The sequence below is a fragment of the Sanguibacteroides sp. AM78-02pH3A genome (assembly GCF_027666085.1).
Lineage (GTDB): Bacteria > Bacteroidota > Bacteroidia > Bacteroidales > Marinifilaceae > Gabonibacter > Gabonibacter massiliensis.
In genome coordinates this window covers 166,709-185,857 of sequence record NZ_JAQEHX010000001.1, presented here as the reverse complement: position 1 = coordinate 185,857, position 19,149 = coordinate 166,709, and the positions used below count along the sequence as shown (strand labels likewise).

Here is a 19,149-nt window from a genome sequence, read left to right as displayed (position 1 = left end):
ATTATGTTAACAGAGCAAGAAAAAGAGCGGTACAATCGCCAAGTTATCCTATCTGAAATAGGGGTGGAAGGACAAGAAAAGATGAAGCAAGCCAACGTCCTGGTCGTGGGAGCCGGAGGACTGGGCTCCCCCGTTCTTCTTTATCTCACCGCTGCCGGTATAGGACATATCGGAATCATCGATAACGATCTGGTATCCGAGTCGAACCTGCAGCGACAGATTCTTTACGATTCGACATGCGTCGACATGCCTAAAGCAGCTATTGCCGAACAAAAATTGGAGAAATTGAATCCTTTCTGTCGTTTCACGCTTTACGAAGCACGTCTTGTTGCTGAAAATGCTTCCGAGATCATTTCCCATTACGATATAGTCGTAGACGCAACAGATAACCTGGCGACCCGTTATCTTATCGACGAGGTATGCAATATACAAAAGAAGCCCATGGTTTACGGAAGCATATGCGAATTTTCCGGACAGCTCTCTGTTTTTCACTATCAAGACGGTCCCTCTTACCGGAAACTATACCCTTACCACAACAACATTCAACACTTCACCCAACCTCTTGGGGTATTGGGAACTCTTCCGGGAGTCATCGGAACCCTCCAAGCCAATGAGGTCATAAAAATCATCCTGGGCAAACCGGAGGTCCTATCCGGCAAGCTTCTTTTGATTGATTTACTGAACATGAACTTTACAAAACTGAATCTTTAGAGCCAAATTCGTTTTTTACCTGTATCGGGTCAACAATTCGCGATCGACGATCCTGATGGTTCGCTTATCCATTTTAATCCCACCCTCTTCGATCAATTCGGCAAGCACACGAGCCAAAGAAGGGCGAGCCACCCCTAACACGTCTGCAATCTCCTGTTGACTGTGTTGTCCCTCCCGTTCTAATAAATAAGCAGCCAAACGTCCCTTCAAATTCCGCAAGGCAAATGAATTCAACTTCCGACTCAGAAATATACTACGATCGGAGATAATCCGTAAAAAATTTTGCATAACAACAGGTTCTTTCTGCATTAAGCCGACAAACTCCTCCTTATTAATAATCAATACTTCACAAGGAGTAACGGTTAAAATATTCACGGGAAACCTGTTATCCGTGGCGAAAATAAAAGCCGGGGCCAACAGACGGGGAGCCTCTATATCCTCTATCGTCACCTGTTTGCCTTCCCCGTTTACCATATGAGTACGTACCTTTCCCTCGTACAATAAATAAAGCGAATGACACAAAGAGTTTTGCAAAGCAACAAAATCATTCGGGGAATAAACGCGTAAAACAGCAGGAGCAGAACGCAAGAACTCCGTCAAACGTTCTTCTGGAAAATTCCGGAAAACAGGACTGGTCAGTAATTTCTCTATCTCCATTAACTCTTCATTTATGCAAATTTAGAATTTCCGACAGATAAAAAAGAAAAATCGACCTGAAAATTCTCTTTTGTAACAAATGTGACAATTATCCTTCTTGCAAGAAACGATCTTTGTAACATAAAAACAAAAAGGATGAAACGTACTATTATCAAAATCAATGAAGCTCTCTGCAACGGATGCGGTCTATGTGTAAAAGGTTGTCACGAAGGAGCCCTGCGGCTGATCGACGGGAAAGCCACCCTTATCAGCGAACTGTATTGTGACGGATTGGGTGCTTGCATCGGAGATTGTCCTCGAGGAGCCATTACCCAAGAAGAACGGGAAGCTGAAAAATACGACGAGAAAGTTGTTATAAAAAGACTGATTCCCAAAGGGGAAGAGGTAATCAAAGCTCACTTGCAGCATCTTTCCGATCACAAACAAGTCGAATTTTTACGGGAAGCTCACGAGGAACTCCGCCAACAAGGTATTCACGATATTCCTATTCGTCCCGTCTCTTCCTCTCCCACCTTTTCCTGTCCCGGGTCAAAAACTCGAAGTTTTGTACCCGGAACCTCCTCGATTGTCGCAGAGAAGGAGGTCGAGAAGGGAGAACTGCGACAATGGCCGATACAGTTGCATCTATTACCGCCGGCCGCACCCTTTTTCCAGGATGCGGACCTATTGGTCGCCGCAGATTGTACCGCTTACGCCTTAGGCAACTTCCACAACCTATTCCTAAAAGAAAAACGGTTAGCCATCGCCTGTCCCAAATTAGACGAAAAAAACGGAATTTACACAGATAAAATCAAAGCCATCATAGACCAGGGAGGTATCAGCACCTTAACCGTCATGATCATGGAGGTTCCTTGCTGTAGCGGATTACTACGCGTATGCGAAGCAGCAAGAGAGAAAGCCGAAAGGAAAATTCCTTCAAAACTTATCAGGGTCGGTATTCACGGAGAGATACGAGAAACCCGATGGTTATAATTTATAATTACATGATAAAACCTTAAAACTATGGAAAATTCAATGTTTTGTTTTCAATGTCAGGAAACGGCTCACGGAACGGGTTGTACCCTTCGCGGAATTTGCGGTAAAGATAGTGAAACCGCCAATACGATGGATTTACTGCTGTTTGTCGTAAAAGGCATATCGATCGTACATAACGAACTACGAAAACACCTAACAAAAGGAGATCAACAGGTAAATAAATTTGTCATCGACGCCCTTTTCTCTACCATTACCAACGCCAACTTCGATCGACAAAGCCTCATCAACCGAATCGAAAAGGGACTACAAATAAAAAGACGGTTAATATCGCTATCCATAGAAAAAAGAGTCGATCTTCCCGAAATAGAAGAGGTTTACTGGGAAGGAACTACCGATACTTTTTTCCCAAAGGAAAAAGAGGCCGGCATACTGAATGAAAAAAACGAGGATATCCGTTCTTTGAAAGAACTTATCATTTACGGCATAAAAGGAATGGCCGCCTATTTAGCACATACCATACGTTTGGGATTCGATGATGAATCCATCCATCGTTTCATTCAAGAAACCCTCGCGGATATAACTGTCCGGAAACTATCCGTAGAAATGCTAACCGCTCTCGTCATTCAAACAGGAGAATTCGGGGTAAAAGGAATGGCTCTTTTGGATAAGGCAAACACCGAACGTTTCGGCCATCCCGAAATAACAGAAGTGAATCTCGGTGTCCGTAAAAATCCCGGTATTTTAATCAGCGGACACGACCTGAAAGACATGGAAGAGTTATTGGAACAAACAGAAGGAAGCGGAATAGACATTTATACCCACGGAGAGATGCTACCGGCACATTATTATCCGGCATTTAAAAAATACAAACATTTCGCGGGAAATTACGGTAACGCTTGGTGGCGTCAACGAGAAGAGTTTGAATCGTTTCGCGGCCCTATCCTTTTCACGACCAACTGCATCGTGCCACCTTTGGCTTCCGCCTCCTACAAAGAGAGGATGTTTACCACGAACGCATCAGGATATCCGGGCTGCAATCACATCGAAACCGACGAGAACGGTCATAAAGAGTTTTCCGAAATTATACGGAAAGCCCGGGCATGTTCCGCACCACTGGAAATCGAAAAGGGTACTATCACCGGAGGATTCGCGCATCATCAGGTATTACAGGTAGCCGACAAGATCGTGGAAGCGGTAAAAAACGGTTCCATCCGCAAATTTGTCGTTATGGCCGGTTGTGACGGCAGGATGTCGAACCGTAATTATTACGCCGAATTTGCACAAGCCTTACCGAAAGACACGATCATCCTCACGGCAGGATGCGCCAAATACCGCTATAATAAATTACAGTTAGGAGAGATCAACGGTATTCCCCGTGTTCTCGATGCCGGACAATGTAACGACAGCTATTCTTTGGCGATTATCGCCTTAAAATTAAAAGAAATTTTCAAACTTCAAGATATCAATGAATTACCCATCGTCTATAACATCGCCTGGTATGAACAAAAAGCGGTTATCGTCTTACTCGCCCTGCTTAGTTTAGGGGTAAAAAAGATCCATATAGGCCCCACCCTGCCCGCCTTTCTATCCCCCCGGATTACCCGGGCATTAACCGATACGTTCGGTATCGGTTCGATTACCACGGTAGATAAGGATATCGAGAATATGATATATAGTTGATTCAGATCCGGTCATAAGGTTATTCCGAGCCCCAATCGAACACAAGATTCGGGTGAAACAAGTCCTTCCGACAGGATCATCCTATTACATAAAAACGAGATTCGTAAACGAATCTCGTTTCCTATCTTTTAAAAACAGATTCTACTTGTATCCCGGTTTTCCCAAAAGAGCAAACATATTATTCTTATAGGCTTCCACCCCCGGTTGATCGAAGGTGTTTACTCCCAGAATCCCGCCAGATATACCGCATGCCAGTTCATAAAAATAAAACAGTTGTCCCAAATAGTATTCCGTCAACTCGGGAATCCTGATCTGCATATTAGGAACCCCCCCGTCGACATGGGCCAAACGGGTTCCCAATTCGGCCATCTTATTCACTTCATCCACCCGTTTACCGGCCAAATAATTCAATTTATCCAAATCCGACGCATCACGGGGTATTGGTACCTCGTATTTCGTTTTCTCAATGGAAAGTACGGTTTCAAACAAATTACGCCTTCCGTCCTGTATATATTGTCCCATAGAGTGAAGATCCGTAGAAAAATCCACGCTGGTTGGAAAAATACCTTTATGCTCCTTCCCCTCGCTCTCGCCGAACAATTGCTTCCACCACTCTCCCACGAAATGCAGTTTAGGATTATAATTTACCGTTATCTCCGTCGTATACCCCTTCTCGTAGAGAGCATTCCTCACGGAAGCGTAATCCATCGCGATCTTACGCCCCTCGCCCAAGGCGAAGTTTTGCATATCGCCAGCTCCTTTAACCAAAGCCTCGATATCAAATCCAGCCATAGCGATCGGCAACAAACCTACCGGTGTAAGTACCGAAAAACGGCCTCCCACGTTGTCCGGAATAACAAAAGTAGCATACCCTTCCCGATCTGCCAATGCTCTCAATGCACCTTTTTTCTCATCCGTAATCGCCACGACCCGTTTACGGGCTTCCTCCTGTCCTACCTGTTTTTCCAACATTTCTTTCAATAAACGGAATGCAATAGCAGGTTCCGTCGTCGTTCCCGACTTCGATATTACACAAAGTCCAAAACTCTTATCAGCCAAATACCGTTGAAGTTCATACAGATAATCTTCACTCAAGTTATGACCGGCAAAAACCACCTGCTTGCAACAGTCAAAACTCCCGGACATAGCCTCGATAACGGCCTTTGCACCAAGATAAGATCCTCCTATTCCGATTACGACTATGACTTCTGCACGTGATTTCAGATTTCGGACACAATCGTTTATCTTTCTCAGTTCGTCATCTGAAATTTGTGACGGAAGAGTAAGCCAGCCTAAAAAATCGTTTCCTTTACAAGTACCTTTCATCACTCCTTCCAAGGATAAAACTGCTTTCTGGCGTTGAACATCAATCTCCTTTTCCGTTACAAAATTCAAAACTTTAGCGTAATCAAATTCGATGCGATTCATAGTAAGCATATTAAATTAATCTGAATTTTTCGCTTTTAGCATATCCCTGAAACGGGAGGCATTTTCGTAATCTTCATTTTTTACAGCCTCTTCCATCAAACGGGTCAACTCCTCAACCGACAGCTCCTGGTTAGATTCTGTGATCGCAGGTTCCAGGTCGTTTGCTTTAACCTCCTGCTCCTGCATCTCCTTCTCCGGAACAGAGATAGAGGTCTTTTCCACCACTTCGGGAGTCGTGTATATCGGACAACCGTATCTTAAAGCCAAGGCCACGGCATCCGAAGTACGCGCGTCAATACGCAGCTCTTTTTCCTCTTGTCTGAAAAGTAACTCCGAATAGAATATTCCGGCTTCCCAACGATAAATAAAAACCTCTTCCAAACTTACGTTCAACCCATCCGTTAACCGTTTAACCAAATCATGAGTAAGCGGGCGTTGCGTCTGGAGATGTTCCAATTGTATCGCTATAGATTGAGCTTCGGAAATCCCAATGATGATCGGAATCCGATACGTATCATTTAGATCGGAAAGGACTAACGCGTAAGCCCCTGACTGAGACATGCTATATGATAATCCTAATATTTTTAATCTTACTCTATCCATATCGCCTAAATTATTTCAAACTTCGCAATAGTATCTGACAAACTAACGTCTATTACCCGATTTAGTTTCAAATTTAACGAATAAACTTACTTCCGTATGGGAGCCCGATAGATACGAGCCAATCCTCCCAAACTCGTTTCCCGGTATTTAGCTTGCATATCACATCCGGTTTGCATCATGGTTTCCACGACATCGTCGAAGGAGACCTTATGACGGCCGTCGGAAAACAAAGCGTAAATAGCACACTCCCTGGCTTTTTGAGAAATAAAAGCATTCCGCTCTATACAAGGAATCTGCACGTATCCCCCTACCGGATCACAAGTCAATCCCAAGTTATGTTCAAATCCCATCTCTGCAGCATACTCTACTTGCATGGGTGTTCCGCCCAATATTTGTGCGGCCGCCCCCGCAGCCATGGCACAAGCCGTACCCAACTCGCCCTGGCAGCCGACTTCCGCTCCCGAGATCGAACCGTTTGTTTTTACGATATTACCGATTAATCCGGCCGTCGCCAACCCTTTAATGATCCGACGGTCACTAATATTCTGATCATGCTTTAAAAAGTAAAGAACCGCAGGAACGACTCCGGCAGATCCGCAAGTGGGTGCCGTCACGATACGCCCGCCGCCGGCATTCTCCTCCGCAACAGCCAATGCAGAGGCAAAAACCATCCCCATGTGCCGTAAAGTTCCCGCCGATTGCTGTGCCCGAATATGATAAGAACAAGCTTTCCGCGCCAACCGCAGATTTCCCGGCAACACACCTTCATTCTCCAACCCATTGTGAATCGCCCCAATCATCACCTCCCACACTTCCGCTAAATAATCGAATATTTCAGGTCCCTCATGCAGTTCCACGTACTCCACGAAAGAACGACCTTCCGCTTTACACCAGTTCAAAATATCCGTCATTTTAGTATCCGGATAAACCTCTTCTTCTTTAAAAGTCCCCTTTTCATCCCACAAGGCTCCCCCTCCCACACTATACACTTCCCATGAATCAGTAAGCCCTCCACACACGAAAGCCTCGAACAGCATTCCGTTCGGATGATGGGGAAGCGTTTTCTCCGGCTCCCAAATAATCTCGGTTTTTTCCGGATCATCGATCATTCGTTGAATGGCACTGTCCGTTCCATGTCCGCGTCCGGTAAGAGCCAAGCTACCATATAAAGTTACCCTGTATAAATCCGCTTCCGGATTTTTCTCTTTAAAATACAAGGCAGCACGTCCCGGCCCCATCGTGTGACTGGAAGAGGGACCATACCCTATCCTGAATATTTCTCGAATTGATTTCACCTTATACCCATTTTAGATTTATGATTCTAAATTTCAGATTACAATGCTTTCTATCGATACGATTCTCCGAATGTTTCCTGTAATCCTTTCTCAATCTACAATAAAAAAAAGCAGGCCTGTAAGCCGGGTTCCGTACCTTGCGGTTTCTATCATTTATCTAGTCTGCAGATCTCTCCACAGCTCAAGCGACCTACCCCCTAACATCAGCCGGGCCGGCCTAAGCGTTAGTGTACATGGTCTTGCAACTCGTGAGATGTACGGCTACTCCGGTTACCCGGAATACCGGTGGGCTCTTACCCCGCCTTTTCACCCTTATTCCACGGAGGGAACGGTTTTTTTCTGTTACATTACTATATCCTTTCGGATATCTTCCCGTTAGGAAGCACGATGCCCTATGTTGCCCGGACTTTCCTCTCTCCTTTTCAGGACAGCGATAGAACGGCCTGCTTTTATCATTTCTATTTATTCATCGGACGATTTCGCTTTATCACCCGACGTTCAGTTCATAATAGGATCTTCCGGAAAATTAGCCCAAATCTTATACCTCCCTCCCAAACTTCCCATGGATTGTTCCCACAATTGAGGGTTCGGCAACTGAAACAAAATCTCCGTTTCTATGTCCCCGACCATCCAGGAGTTTTCTTCCAACTCCCCTTGCAGTTGTTTTCCGTTCCAGCCGCTATAACCGGCAAAAAAACGCACGTCACCCGACGTCATTTTCCCCGATTTCAACCACTCGGTGAGCAGTCGAAAATTTCCTCCCCAATAGACTCCCTCTCTTATCATCAAAGCTCCGGACAAACCGCTTTTCCGGTGAATATAATACAATTGATTTCGCTCCACGGGTCCACCTAAGTACACCGGTAACTCAATCCCTTCCAAACCTTTTACCAATTGGGAAGTGGTATACGGTAACGGTTTGTTCAACACAAAGCCAACGCTTCCCGTTTCATCGTGTTCAACGATATAGACCACGGAACGATTAAAATAGTTTCCCTGCAAAAAAGGCTCTGCAATTAAAACCTTTCCGATCTCCACCCGATCACTATTGTGTCGTATCCTAAACAGATCTTGAAATTGTTCTTCCACGATATTCGCTTTAATTAATCAAATATAACCATTAAATTTGTATACCTATGTATCTATGCAAAGATAATACAATGTACAAAATATTCTTCATATTGCTGCTATCTTTATTTATGAACAGCCTTACTTCCGGACAAAGCAAGGTATTACCGGTTATCATCATCCAAAACGACACACTGCCTCATATACAACTGCCCGAAGTATCGGTAATCGTCAGAAAAAGAAATCACAATTACTACGAAAGGCAACATCAAAAACACAATCGGACGGTCTACAATGTTCAGAAAGCGCTCCCGTACGCCAAGATAGCTGCTCTGAAAATCAATGAAATAGAACAAAAGCTAAAAACCATCCACTCCGAAAAAGAGAAAAAAAGAGTAGTAAAAGAAGAGTACAAACAGTTAATGAAAACCTTTAAACAACCCTTGATGAAACTTACCGTCACACAAGGTAGAATCCTGATACGCCTAATTTACCGGGAAACTCAAAATACCTCATTCCACCATATAAAAGAGTACAGAGGTAGTGTAAACGCTTATTTCTGGCAATCCATCGCTTTACTGTTCGGCCATAATCTGAAGGCGGATTACGAGCCCAACGGCAGAGACCGGGAGATCGAAGAGATTGTCACCCAAATTGAAAAAGGAAAACTATAAATAGCCGACAACTAACACATTGTAAAACATCAACTAATTTTTGATCTATAACCTCTATCAATTAAAATAGCACATTGTACCCGTCCCCGTGGGTTATTCTAATCTTGCCATCTTTAAATCGTAAATCTCATAATGGTTTGAGAAAAACAGAAAAAGAGTTTGCCTATTTACTTTAGCCAGGTTCCTATCGGTAATATAAATTTATTACTTTTGTGACATGAAATACGAAGACATCATAGCGGATTTAAAAAAGGAAAATTACGCTCCCATCTATTTTCTAACGGGTGAGGAGCCCTATTTTTTGGATAAAATCAGTGAATGGATGGAAGAACACGTTCTTTCGGAAGACGAAAAAGCATTTAATCAGGTCGTCTTTTACGGAAATGACGTCTCCATGACCACGGTCACCGATACGGCCCGTCGTTTTCCCATGATGTCGTCACGTCAGGTTGTCATCGTAAAAGAAGCCCAGAATATACGGGATTTCGATAATCTACTCCCTTATATCGATCATTTCCAGACAACGACCATACTTGTATTCTTATATAAGAACAAAAAACCGGATAAACGAAAAGGCGTTTTTAAAAAATTAGGAAGTTCTAAAAACTGCGTCTATTTTGAATCTGCCAGACTGTATGAAAATAAGATTCCGGATTGGATCATCGACTATTGTAAAGAAAAAAAATGTATGATCACCATGAAGGCAGCAGGAATTTTAGCCGAAAGTTTGGGAAACGACTTGAGTAAAGTCGCCAACGAACTGGATAAACTCATGCTGTTACTACCCGGAGGAGGAGAAATTAAAGAAAATCTGATAGAAGAACATACCGGAATCAGTAAAGAATATAATACCTTCGAGTTAATCAACGCCATCATTCGGCAGGATCATTTAAAAGCGAATCGTATTGTCAATTATTTTGAGGCAAATCCCAAAAACAACCCGTTGGTATTGACCATAGCGACATTATTTAAATACTTCAGGGATCTATTGACCTTTCATTACCAGAAAAAAACGACCCCGAACCAGCAGGAAATGGCTCGACTGCTCGGCATTAACCCTTACTTTATAAAGGATTACACGGAGGGGAGTAAAAAATATAACGCCATAAAATGCGCTAACATCATTTCATGGCTACGAAAATACGATATGAAATCCAAAGGAGTAGGAAACAGTAATATTTCAGACGGAGAATTACTAAAAGAGCTGATTTTCAAAATCATGCATTGATCATAAAATTTCGGATAACATGAATAAGGCAGTCTTTTTAGATCGGGATGGAACCATCAATTCGGATGAAGGGCACTACTACATATACAAAAAAGAAGATTTCATCTTTAACCCGGGAGTTATTGAAGGAATCAAACGCCTGAACGAGGCCGGTTACCTGGTGATTGTAGTGACCAATCAGGGAGGAGTAGCCAAAGGAGAATACACCGAAAAAGAGGTCGAGCTTTTGCACGAATACATGTGCTCGGAATTGGCAAAAGCAGGAGCCCGCATAGACAAAATTTACTATTGCCCGCATCACGACAGCGTTTCGAAATGCAAATGCCGGAAACCCTCGCCTTATATGATTGAAAAGGCCATAGAAGAATTTGATATCGATAAATCGATCTCGCTTTTGATCGGGGACGGAACAAGGGATATTGAAGCAGCCGAGGCTGCCGGAATCCGGGGTATTAAAATACCTAAGAATAGCGATATCACTCCCGTTATAGATGCCATTTTAAACTAAAATAACATAACTTCAAAATGAGGCTGTCTAACAACGAAAAGTTAGATGGTCTCTTTTTTTATAAACTCATTCCCGCATGGCCTGTAAAAATACGATTAAGCCACTTTTGTTGGAACCAGTGGGTATACGATGTCCATTTTGACTGTAAACTGCCCTTTTGGTGCAAAAAACAGGCGAAAAAACAGCTTTGCCAAAGCTAAGAGTGCAAGTTTTCTCAGATTATGGGCAAGAGCTTTCAATCCAAACTCCAAGCTGACTCCTGCCATCCCCCTGAGCCTGAACCTGCGGAACCCGCCACACTCCTTTATATGTCCGAAGACAGCCTCAGGTTCTATCGGCCTTTTACTTCTATGTCCCAATCCCTCTTCACTCATCAAAAGCTCACGAGCGGCTTGCTTGAGAGAGTTGAGGTTATGGTTTACCTCGATCTGACGGCTTCCCTTCGATTTATGGCATCCTCCCCTCAAGGGGCATCCCGAGCACCGGTTGGCCCGATAGACGCTTATCCGCGACTCATACCCGGAATATGAAATTCTCTTTTCTTTTCTGATGAACTTCAGATGTTGCCCCATCGGACACACATAGTAATCCTGAACAGGATTATAATACATATTTACCGGTAAAAATGGATCGGTCTTGTATTTACGTTTCTGCTCTTTGTGGAACATATTGTATTTCACATAGGGCGTGATGCCCTGACCGAACAGGTACTCGTAATTTTGTTCACTCCCATAGCCCGAGTCCGCCACGATGACCGCACTTTGTTTTCCATACTTACTTTTGAAAGTATCCAGGTAGGGTATAAAGGTTAGCGTGTCGGCTGGACGTTGATAAATGGCATAGTTTGTTATGAATTGATTCTCTGTTGATATTTGCACGTTATAGCCCGGCTTGAGTTGGCCGTTGAGCATCGCGTCCTCTTTCATGCACATGAAGGTGGCCTCATGATCGGTCTTTGAATACGAATTGCGATCTTCCATTATCAACAGAGCTGCCGCATATTTATCCATCTTTGGTATTTTCTCCTCCTCTATCTCCTTCAATGCTTTTTCATCCGCTTTGGAAAGCTTGTCACGGTCTATCCTCTGGCGAATGTTATCGACTCTTTCCCTGAACTGCTCCTCGGTGACGGATGCCTTGACCGGATCTTCTTCGTTTTCCAAGCCGTTGGATTGTTCGATCTGATCCAATATCGCGGTTGTCTTGGCCTTGAGACGCGCGTCATATTTCTCTATTGATTTTCTCCATACAAAAGTATATTTGTTGGCAGCAGACTCGATCTTGGTTCCATCGATGTATTGGACATCAAGCGTTAAGAAGCCCTCACCGTGAAGCAACTCGACCACCTGGATGAAAATAGATTCGAATTTGTCTTTCAACCGCTTTCCCCTAAAATAGTTTATGGTCCTGAAATCAGGTCTGGACATCCCGCAGAGCCACATATAGTTGATGTTTTCACATATTTGTTGCTCTATCTTGCGGGAGGAGTAAACATTGTTCAGATAGGCATAGACCAGTATCTTGAGCATCATCTTGGGACTATAACAACTATTTCCTCCACCCTTATAGCTTTCCTTGATGCCGACCAGGTCCAGACGGTCGATCACGTCGTTCACCACTCTTACAACATGAGTCTTTGGTATTAATTCATCCAAGCTGGGAGGAAATAACAGACTTTGTTTTTGATTCTCTGGTTTTATTGCTAACTTCGCCATCGTTATATGATTGATTTGTAGTTGGTTGTGCAAAACAAATATACAAAATACTTTTCATATAACAAAGGCTTTTCTTCTGATTATCAGTCGAAAAGCCTTATTTTTTATACAAATGGGGACCATCTAAACTTGTTAGACAGCCCCATTTTTTGCAAGTCAAATATCTATTGCCAAACCAACCGATAACTTTACTCGACTTTGGTAAACTGGAATACTAAGGTATAATAATCCGACATCGGATACTCTCCGACAACTTGCCACGGATATTCCGGGTGCGTCGCAACATAATAACATTTTGTTAAAAAGTCCGTCGGAACATAATCGTAAATACGGAGTTCCAATACTTTCCCCTTACGCAAGAGACGCATTCCGACAACTCCTTCCTCTTCGTTTACATTCGCGGCCGAGTAACTTTTATTTACCTTTCCGAATTTCACGGTCATCACGTCCTCATAACTCATCGTTGCCGTCTCGTTCAGACGAGTAGACTCCTCTTTTATAATCTCAACGGAGCAATTCCGCAAGTAGTGGGCCAAATCTCCCGTCACGCCGTCCACGTTCAAGGTATTCCCTCCGGGACCGGCAGACAAGCGAATCACATCCGTAGCATTATTATTCACAGGCAGATGTTCACAATCTGCTCCCGTTTTATCCTCATAGCCTGCCATTCGACGGACAAAAGCCTCATCCGTGAAACCGTTAAACCTCCATTCCCCTTCGATATCTTTAAATTGTGTAGGCCCGCTAACCGTTATTGTTGTAGAAGCATTACCTCCCGCCTCGATAAGACCTCCCTCCTTTATTCTCAAAATAACCTTATCTTTTCCTTCCTCCTTCTTCAAAAAACGAAGCGTTACGACCGCATAGGCTTTCATCGTCCCCATATATAACTCCTGTTTTCCCCCGACAATCTCATAATGTTCGTTTAATACAGCCGTCGACGCGGGATCTATTTCGAAAGGAACATAAACCTCCGTTTTTTTATACATATAATCGTTTCCCCCGACCTTCAGGCTGACGGCTATCTCTTTCTCGGCTTTCAAGTCGCAAGAAGTCGCATTAAAGGAACAACTGAAAACATCCCTTATCTCCACGGGAATCATCGTCACCCGATTATTCCATAATTCATATCCCTCCGCTCCGTTTAAGGCCAAACGAATCTCTCGCTGGGGAGTCACATTCTCTTTCGGCATAATCCATACCGTATCTATCGATTCTCCGGGTTGAAGCGTAAATTCCTTCGTCTCTATCGTATAATCCTCATCTAAAACCGCTGTTCCAGAAATCGTAAAGGGAATCACGACAGTCTCCTTAGCCGGAGTCGATGCTATTAACTCCACGGCCAACGGAGTTTCAGCCTTTAAAATATAAATCGGCCGGCCGAAACTCAATGTCGGCAAATCGTTATCGTCATTCTTGCAACTTAACAGTGACAAGAACAAAATCAGATTATATAATAATATTCTTCGCATACACCTGTATTGTTTTTTAGTTTAATCACCATAAGTTTCATTGTAAATCTCCCGCTTAGCCTGAATCGCATCCCGTTCCGCGTTCGTCAATTTGGCAGGAGTGGGCAAAACAAATTCATTACTAACGTCACTCAGTCTCTCGGGCATATCTTCCGCATCATCGCCACAGGCCGCAAAAGATAAACTTACCGCCATCAGAATTAATATATATTTCATTTTTTTCATCGTGTTGTGCTTTAAATTAATATTTACTGTATTCCGGATTTTGAATAATAGCAGGATTTAAGACAATATCCGACTTCGGAATCGGAAAAGTATAAAGGAATTTCAACGTCTCGTATTTCACACCGCTAACTCCCCACCAAAACTCGGGACGTCCGTTCCGTTTCAATTCGTACCAACGGTCGCCGTTCTCCATGTACAGTTCTTTTCTCCGCTCGTTCAGGATGGCAGCCATAAGAGGAGTTAACGCTTTCCCCATGGCGTCTACTTGTATACGGGCCGCCGCATCTACTGCCGGCAAATTACTCATCGTGTAGGCCACGTAAGGTTCAATCCGGTTTTCCCGCAAAAGGTTCAGGTAATGCAACGCATTATCATTGTCTCCCAAATGAGCATAACACTCGGCTATCACCAAACACATCTCGGCACTTCGGATGGCGGATCGGAGTGTTTTATTGTTTAACAATTTGTTCGTGAAAAAAAGATTATAACGTACATCATTCTCTTTCTCCGTAAACAGGTTGATTAAATCTTCAGCAACGGGACGAGTTTGAGAATAACCGAAATTTAAATCCGTGTAACCTTTTGTCTTTGAAGTTCCGGCCCGTAACAGTTCATTACCGGCCTGTGCCACCTCACTCTTCATCATCTCTTTATACGCTTCCCCTTTGATCAAAGGAAAAGTTTCCAATATCTCTTTGGCGATAGGAATCGCCAAGTCCCATTCCTGTGCCCAGAAATAGGTTCTGGCCAAATAAAACTTGGCTACATTCACATCCAATCGATACTTCTTATCCGTTTGATTCATATCGATTGCCGCTTTCAGGTCCCTCACTATAAAATCAAAGGTTTCTCTCAAGGTCGCCCGCGCAGGTTTTGCTTCCATGTCAAATTTTTCCACGAGCGGGACTCCATTCATCCCGGAGGCTTTCGCTTTATCAAAAGGTTCACAAAATTCCCGCATCAGATTATAATAACACATCCCTCGTAAAGTATACGCCGCAGCCGCAACCTTTTTTCCTAATTCGGAAGACTTATCTTCCATCTCACCCAAAATAATATTACAATCCCGAATTTTCTCGTAAATATATTTGTATCGGCTTGTCATCGAATTGATATCCGTTCCCACGTAAACCTGCAACCGGGAAGATAAACTCAAATCCCCGTCCAGGTTATCCGAATAGCACTCGAAAGACAAGGTCTTCGTATACTCTCCGAACACATAGTAATCACTGGCCTCATCCAGATTACGCAAATAATAATGTATCAAAGAAGAAAATTCTTCCGCTGTTTCGGGAATCACCTCGCTCTTTTTTTTCACATCCAGATATTCCGTACACGAAAGCATTCCCAGAAGTAATATACCCGTAATATATAAATTAATCCTTCTCATATTTTCATTTTTAATCTATTAAAATCCTACACTGATTCCCCACGATACAGAACGCGTCACCGGGTAGGTTGTCCCTGGTGTTTCCGGATCTATACCGGAATAATTCGTGAAAGTGAAAAAATTCTCCAACGACAAAGAGAGATCCACTGACGAAAGTCGCACTTTCCGTATCCATTTATCGGGTAGAGAGTAAGCCAGAGTGATGTTCCGAATTCTCATGAACGAAACATTCTCCAGATAGGTGGCATCCGTAATTTTACTATCGTGAACATTATACTCGTCCAATAACAAACGATCTCCCAAATAATCGATGATCCGGGGATATTTTACCCCTGTCGTACGTTCCGCCGTCCAACGGTCCACCATATCTTTCCGTACATTCAAATGATTACGGTACAAATCGCTGTAAGCGGTCTGCGGTTTTTCTCCCGTTACATAAGAAGTCACTTTACTATAACTTGCAGGAGAGTTGATCTTATCAATAATTTTCGCTCCCGACGAGATTGTTCCCCCTACATTTAAACGAAGATTTCTATAGGAAGCCTGTAAATTGAATCCTCCGGTCCATGGGGCCACGGAAGTTCCCAGGTAAAAACGATAATTATCGACATTTTGCAGATCGCTACCCGTGTATATTTGTGCATCAGGGCGTAACACGTAAGTATATACTCCGTCACGAGGATCTATACCCGTATACCTTCCACCAAATACAGATTCCAAAGGATATCCCTCGAAAATACCGTCACTCATCATCAACGATTCGCTTTGCCTGTCGTATTTAGTCAGCTTGTTACGGTTTAACGAGATATTTCCTCCCAAAGACAATCTGAAGTCCCGACCATTAAGCACCTTCACGTTCAAGGTCATCTCGATACCTTTATTTACGACCGTAGACGTATTAAAAGCCTGATTTCCGAATCCCGTCGAAGAAACGACATCCACTTTCGAAACCAGATCGGTACTTTTCCGGTAGTAACCCTCTACTAATCCGGAGACCCGTTCGTTAAACAAACCGAAATCCAAAGCCAATTTCATGTCCTTCGTTTTCTCCCACCTCAATTTAGGATTGGGGGCCGATGCTATCGAACCTGTACGCAACCCCTGCCAGTAAAGGGTGGTGTAATTTAATACCAACTCCTTATTGACTCCTTTTACAATGTTTCCCGTGTATCCCATGGCGGCTCGCAAGGTCAAGCGATTGACATACGGCAGTAGCGACTGCATAAATCTTTCCTGATCCAGATTCCATAATACACCAAGCGACCAGGTCGGATTAAACTGCTCATCGCTTCCGAAATTATTAGAACCGTCCGTCCGGAAAGTCAGACTTAACAAATAACGATCCATAAAATTATACTCTCCCGAAGCGAAGAAAGAAGCAAACCGGCTCTCATTAGTGTTCTCTCCGGCCAATTGATCCATCAAATCGGCATACTCCGAAGCATCATCCCCGTCCGGATTCGGCGGTATAGGCATCGTGGAATTTCCAGTGACATCGTCATAACCGTAGCGTTTGAAATAAGTCGCTACACTTTTATTTCCGCGTAACTCCGCTCCTGCCAACACCTTCATGTAATGTCCGCCTGAAAATTCATTCGAATAAGTAAACATTCCTTTCACATCGTAGCTATTACTATTGGCCTCGGAACGAGTAATCGACCCGTAAGGAGTCCAGTCGCTTCCACTCTTATTTTTATCAAAGTACAACCTGTCATTATAAGCGGCATACGTATCTTTATTCTTTATATCCGTACTACGGTTATTCGTGTACTCGTAAGAAACCTGTCCGTCGAACCACAGCTTACTCGTAAAATTATATTTCAATTTGGTCCAGATAGAAGAACGGGAATTCATTCCGTCTCCTGAAGTCTCACGCATCTCCCGCAATATGTTAAATCCACCGGTCGGCAGCTGCGGCACATCCGCCCCATAACCGTCACTCAAGGCTCCTAAATTGAAATAGGTCATATCCGGGCGATAACTACCATCCGCATTATAAGGTTTCTCGTAAGGGTTTGCAAAATAAGCGTATTCAAAAGGATCCACGTCCATAGACGAACCGTGAGACTCCTGCCTGGACAAATCTACGCCAAGTCCGGCCTCCACCCTTTTAGTCGGCTTTATATTCAATGTAGCCCTCAAATTATAACGTTCGTAATCCGTCTCCTTTACCAAGCCATTATTCTTATTATACCCGAATGAGACATAGTAGAGGACATTCTCCGCTCCCCCTGAAAAAGAGAGGTGATGCGACATAGAGAACGAATTACGGAAAATCTCATCAAACCAGTCGGTCGTTGTTTTGCCTAACTCGCTGATGTAAACATCCTGCTCGGCCTGACTCATAGGTTCAAAATTTTCCACATCGTCAAAAAATACGTCATTTTTTCCCAATTTATTAGACCGTAACATCCCCACGATGCCGACAACAGGAATATGTTTCGCTTTATTCGCGTAGGCATCGGCAGAAAACTCATCCCATAACTCCTGTTCCCAGACAAGTTTTTCAGAAGAATTCATCAGGTTGGCATCTCTTTGTGGTTTTAATCCGATTGAAAAATTTGCGCCGTAATTTACCCGCATCTTTCCCGCCCTTCCTTTCTTCGTGGTAACGACAATTACGCCACCGGCAGCACGGGAACCGTAAATAGCAGCGGCAGAAGCATCCTTCAAAACGGTCACGTTCTCGATATCGTTCGGATTAATCCCCCCGACTCCGTGAGTAAGAATTTCGTTTAAACTTCCGGATTTTATCTCTCCCGTCGATATCTCCGGTACATCCTGTTGCAGGGGAATCCCGTCAATAACCCACAAAGGATCGGCATCACCGCTAATCGTGCTTGTTCCCCGGATCCGGATCTTTGCTGATTCACCCGGTCGCCCGGAAACTGCCGAAACACTCACCCCGGCCAATTGTCCTTGCAACAACATATCTAAATTCGTCACGGATTTATTAGCAAAAGTCTCTCCAGTAAGAACACCGACAGATCCTGGCGATCGCCGCTTCGTGGTTTCTCCGTACCCGGTGATAACCACCTCTCCCAATTGTTCGACCTTCTCTTTCAATACAATTTTCAAATTCACCTTCGAATCTGTAATCTTCTCTTCCCTTGGCTCCATTCCGATGTAAGAAAATACCAACATCCACTCTTTCTGCTCCGGAACAGATAACTCGAAATTTCCTTTAACATCCGTTATCACTCCCCATATCGTTCCCTTCAACAAGACGGTAACCCCGGGTAAAGCAAGAGAATCTTTATCCATTACCCGTCCTTTCAAAACAACTTTTTTTTCTTCCGGATTTCCCGTTTTCAAAGAGATTCCTGTTGAAAAAACTTCCCCTAATGGGAATAGCATCAAACATACTAAATTCACGACCAACATGAACCCGCATGACCTGAACTGACCATTTCGCTTATCACATCTTTTCATACTTTATATTAATAAAATTAAATAACAGACTGGATTCGGCAAACACGGCGTCATACCATGTATTGTTTTTAAAAATTTTCATCAAAAG

Annotated in this window: 16 protein-coding genes and 1 other RNA gene; 6 read left to right on the top strand and 11 right to left on the bottom strand. The window is 43.5% G+C overall.

All coding sequences use genetic code 11. The features are described from left to right. Positions 1-3 precede the first annotated feature (3 nt). Complete coding sequence (locus PGR74_RS00740) at positions 4-711, top strand: HesA/MoeB/ThiF family protein (RefSeq protein ID WP_041503890.1); 708 nt, start codon at positions 4-6, stop codon at positions 709-711. Positions 712-726: 15 nt separating this feature from the next. Here PGR74_RS00740 and PGR74_RS00735 read toward each other — a convergent pair whose 3' ends face one another. Beyond that, on the bottom strand, positions 727-1,368 hold the full coding sequence (locus PGR74_RS00735; RefSeq protein WP_041503891.1) for a Crp/Fnr family transcriptional regulator: 642 nt from the start codon (positions 1,366-1,368) through the stop codon (positions 727-729). Positions 1,369-1,503: 135 nt separating this feature from the next. On the opposite strand from PGR74_RS00735, the gene PGR74_RS00730 reads away from it, so the two are divergent. Continuing rightward, on the top strand, positions 1,504-2,340 hold the full coding sequence (locus PGR74_RS00730; protein ID WP_041503892.1) for an ATP-binding protein: 837 nt from the start codon (positions 1,504-1,506) through the stop codon (positions 2,338-2,340). 30 nt (positions 2,341-2,370) lie between these two features. Beyond that, entirely contained in the window at positions 2,371-4,023 is a 1,653-nt protein-coding gene (hcp, locus tag PGR74_RS00725) for a hydroxylamine reductase (protein WP_041503893.1), read from the top strand. Between the two features lie 141 nt (positions 4,024-4,164). Here the strand turns inward: hcp and PGR74_RS00720 are convergent, their stop codons facing one another. The 5 genes from PGR74_RS00720 to PGR74_RS00700 form a co-directional block, all read right to left on the bottom strand. After that, a complete protein-coding gene (locus tag PGR74_RS00720; RefSeq protein WP_041503894.1) occupies positions 4,165-5,451 on the bottom strand; it encodes a glucose-6-phosphate isomerase in 1,287 nt (428 codons plus the stop codon). Positions 5,452-5,466: 15 nt separating this feature from the next. Continuing rightward, the gene (locus PGR74_RS00715; RefSeq protein WP_041503895.1) at positions 5,467-6,054 is read right to left on the bottom strand and encodes a bifunctional nuclease family protein; all 588 of its coding nucleotides are present in this window, start codon (positions 6,052-6,054) and stop codon (positions 5,467-5,469) included. An 86-nt stretch (positions 6,055-6,140) separates the two neighbouring features. After that, on the bottom strand, positions 6,141-7,349 hold the full coding sequence (locus PGR74_RS00710; protein WP_041503896.1) for an L-serine ammonia-lyase: 1,209 nt from the start codon (positions 7,347-7,349) through the stop codon (positions 6,141-6,143). Positions 7,350-7,452: 103 nt separating this feature from the next. Beyond that, positions 7,453-7,799: RNase P RNA component class A (gene rnpB / locus PGR74_RS00705), an RNA gene on the bottom strand. Between the two features lie 48 nt (positions 7,800-7,847). Next, a complete protein-coding gene (locus tag PGR74_RS00700) occupies positions 7,848-8,438 on the bottom strand; it encodes a YqgE/AlgH family protein (protein WP_041503897.1) in 591 nt (196 codons plus the stop codon). A 71-nt stretch (positions 8,439-8,509) separates the two neighbouring features. Between PGR74_RS00700 and PGR74_RS00695 the strand changes: the two genes are divergently transcribed. The 3 genes from PGR74_RS00695 to PGR74_RS00685 all read left to right on the top strand — a co-directional run bounded on the left by PGR74_RS00695 (position 8,510) and on the right by PGR74_RS00685 (position 10,827). Then, on the top strand, positions 8,510-9,091 hold the full coding sequence (locus tag PGR74_RS00695) for a DUF4294 domain-containing protein (RefSeq protein ID WP_041503898.1): 582 nt from the start codon (positions 8,510-8,512) through the stop codon (positions 9,089-9,091). Positions 9,092-9,308: 217 nt separating this feature from the next. Next, positions 9,309-10,319: a DNA polymerase III subunit delta gene (gene holA / locus PGR74_RS00690; protein WP_041503899.1), complete on the top strand. Its 1,011-nt coding sequence runs from the start codon at positions 9,309-9,311 to the stop codon at positions 10,317-10,319. A gap of 19 nt (positions 10,320-10,338) precedes the next feature. Next, entirely contained in the window at positions 10,339-10,827 is a 489-nt protein-coding gene (locus PGR74_RS00685) for a D-glycero-alpha-D-manno-heptose-1,7-bisphosphate 7-phosphatase (RefSeq protein WP_041503900.1), read from the top strand. Positions 10,828-10,922: 95 nt separating this feature from the next. Here PGR74_RS00685 and PGR74_RS00680 read toward each other — a convergent pair whose 3' ends face one another. The 5 genes from PGR74_RS00680 to PGR74_RS00660 all read right to left on the bottom strand — a co-directional run bounded on the left by PGR74_RS00680 (position 10,923) and on the right by PGR74_RS00660 (position 19,061). After that, the gene (locus PGR74_RS00680; RefSeq protein ID WP_235375085.1) at positions 10,923-12,542 is read right to left on the bottom strand and encodes an IS1182 family transposase; all 1,620 of its coding nucleotides are present in this window, start codon (positions 12,540-12,542) and stop codon (positions 10,923-10,925) included. A gap of 188 nt (positions 12,543-12,730) precedes the next feature. Then, positions 12,731-14,014, bottom strand: coding sequence for a hypothetical protein (locus tag PGR74_RS00675; protein WP_041503901.1), 1,284 nt, complete (start codon positions 14,012-14,014; stop codon positions 12,731-12,733). A gap of 21 nt (positions 14,015-14,035) precedes the next feature. After that, entirely contained in the window at positions 14,036-14,239 is a 204-nt protein-coding gene (locus tag PGR74_RS00670) for a hypothetical protein (RefSeq protein ID WP_041503902.1), read from the bottom strand. Between the two features lie 16 nt (positions 14,240-14,255). Next, a complete protein-coding gene (locus tag PGR74_RS00665; RefSeq protein WP_041503903.1) occupies positions 14,256-15,629 on the bottom strand; it encodes a RagB/SusD family nutrient uptake outer membrane protein in 1,374 nt (457 codons plus the stop codon). A gap of 18 nt (positions 15,630-15,647) precedes the next feature. Further along, positions 15,648-19,061: a SusC/RagA family TonB-linked outer membrane protein gene (locus tag PGR74_RS00660; protein ID WP_082027488.1), complete on the bottom strand. Its 3,414-nt coding sequence runs from the start codon at positions 19,059-19,061 to the stop codon at positions 15,648-15,650. Between the last annotated feature and the right edge of the window lie 88 nt (positions 19,062-19,149).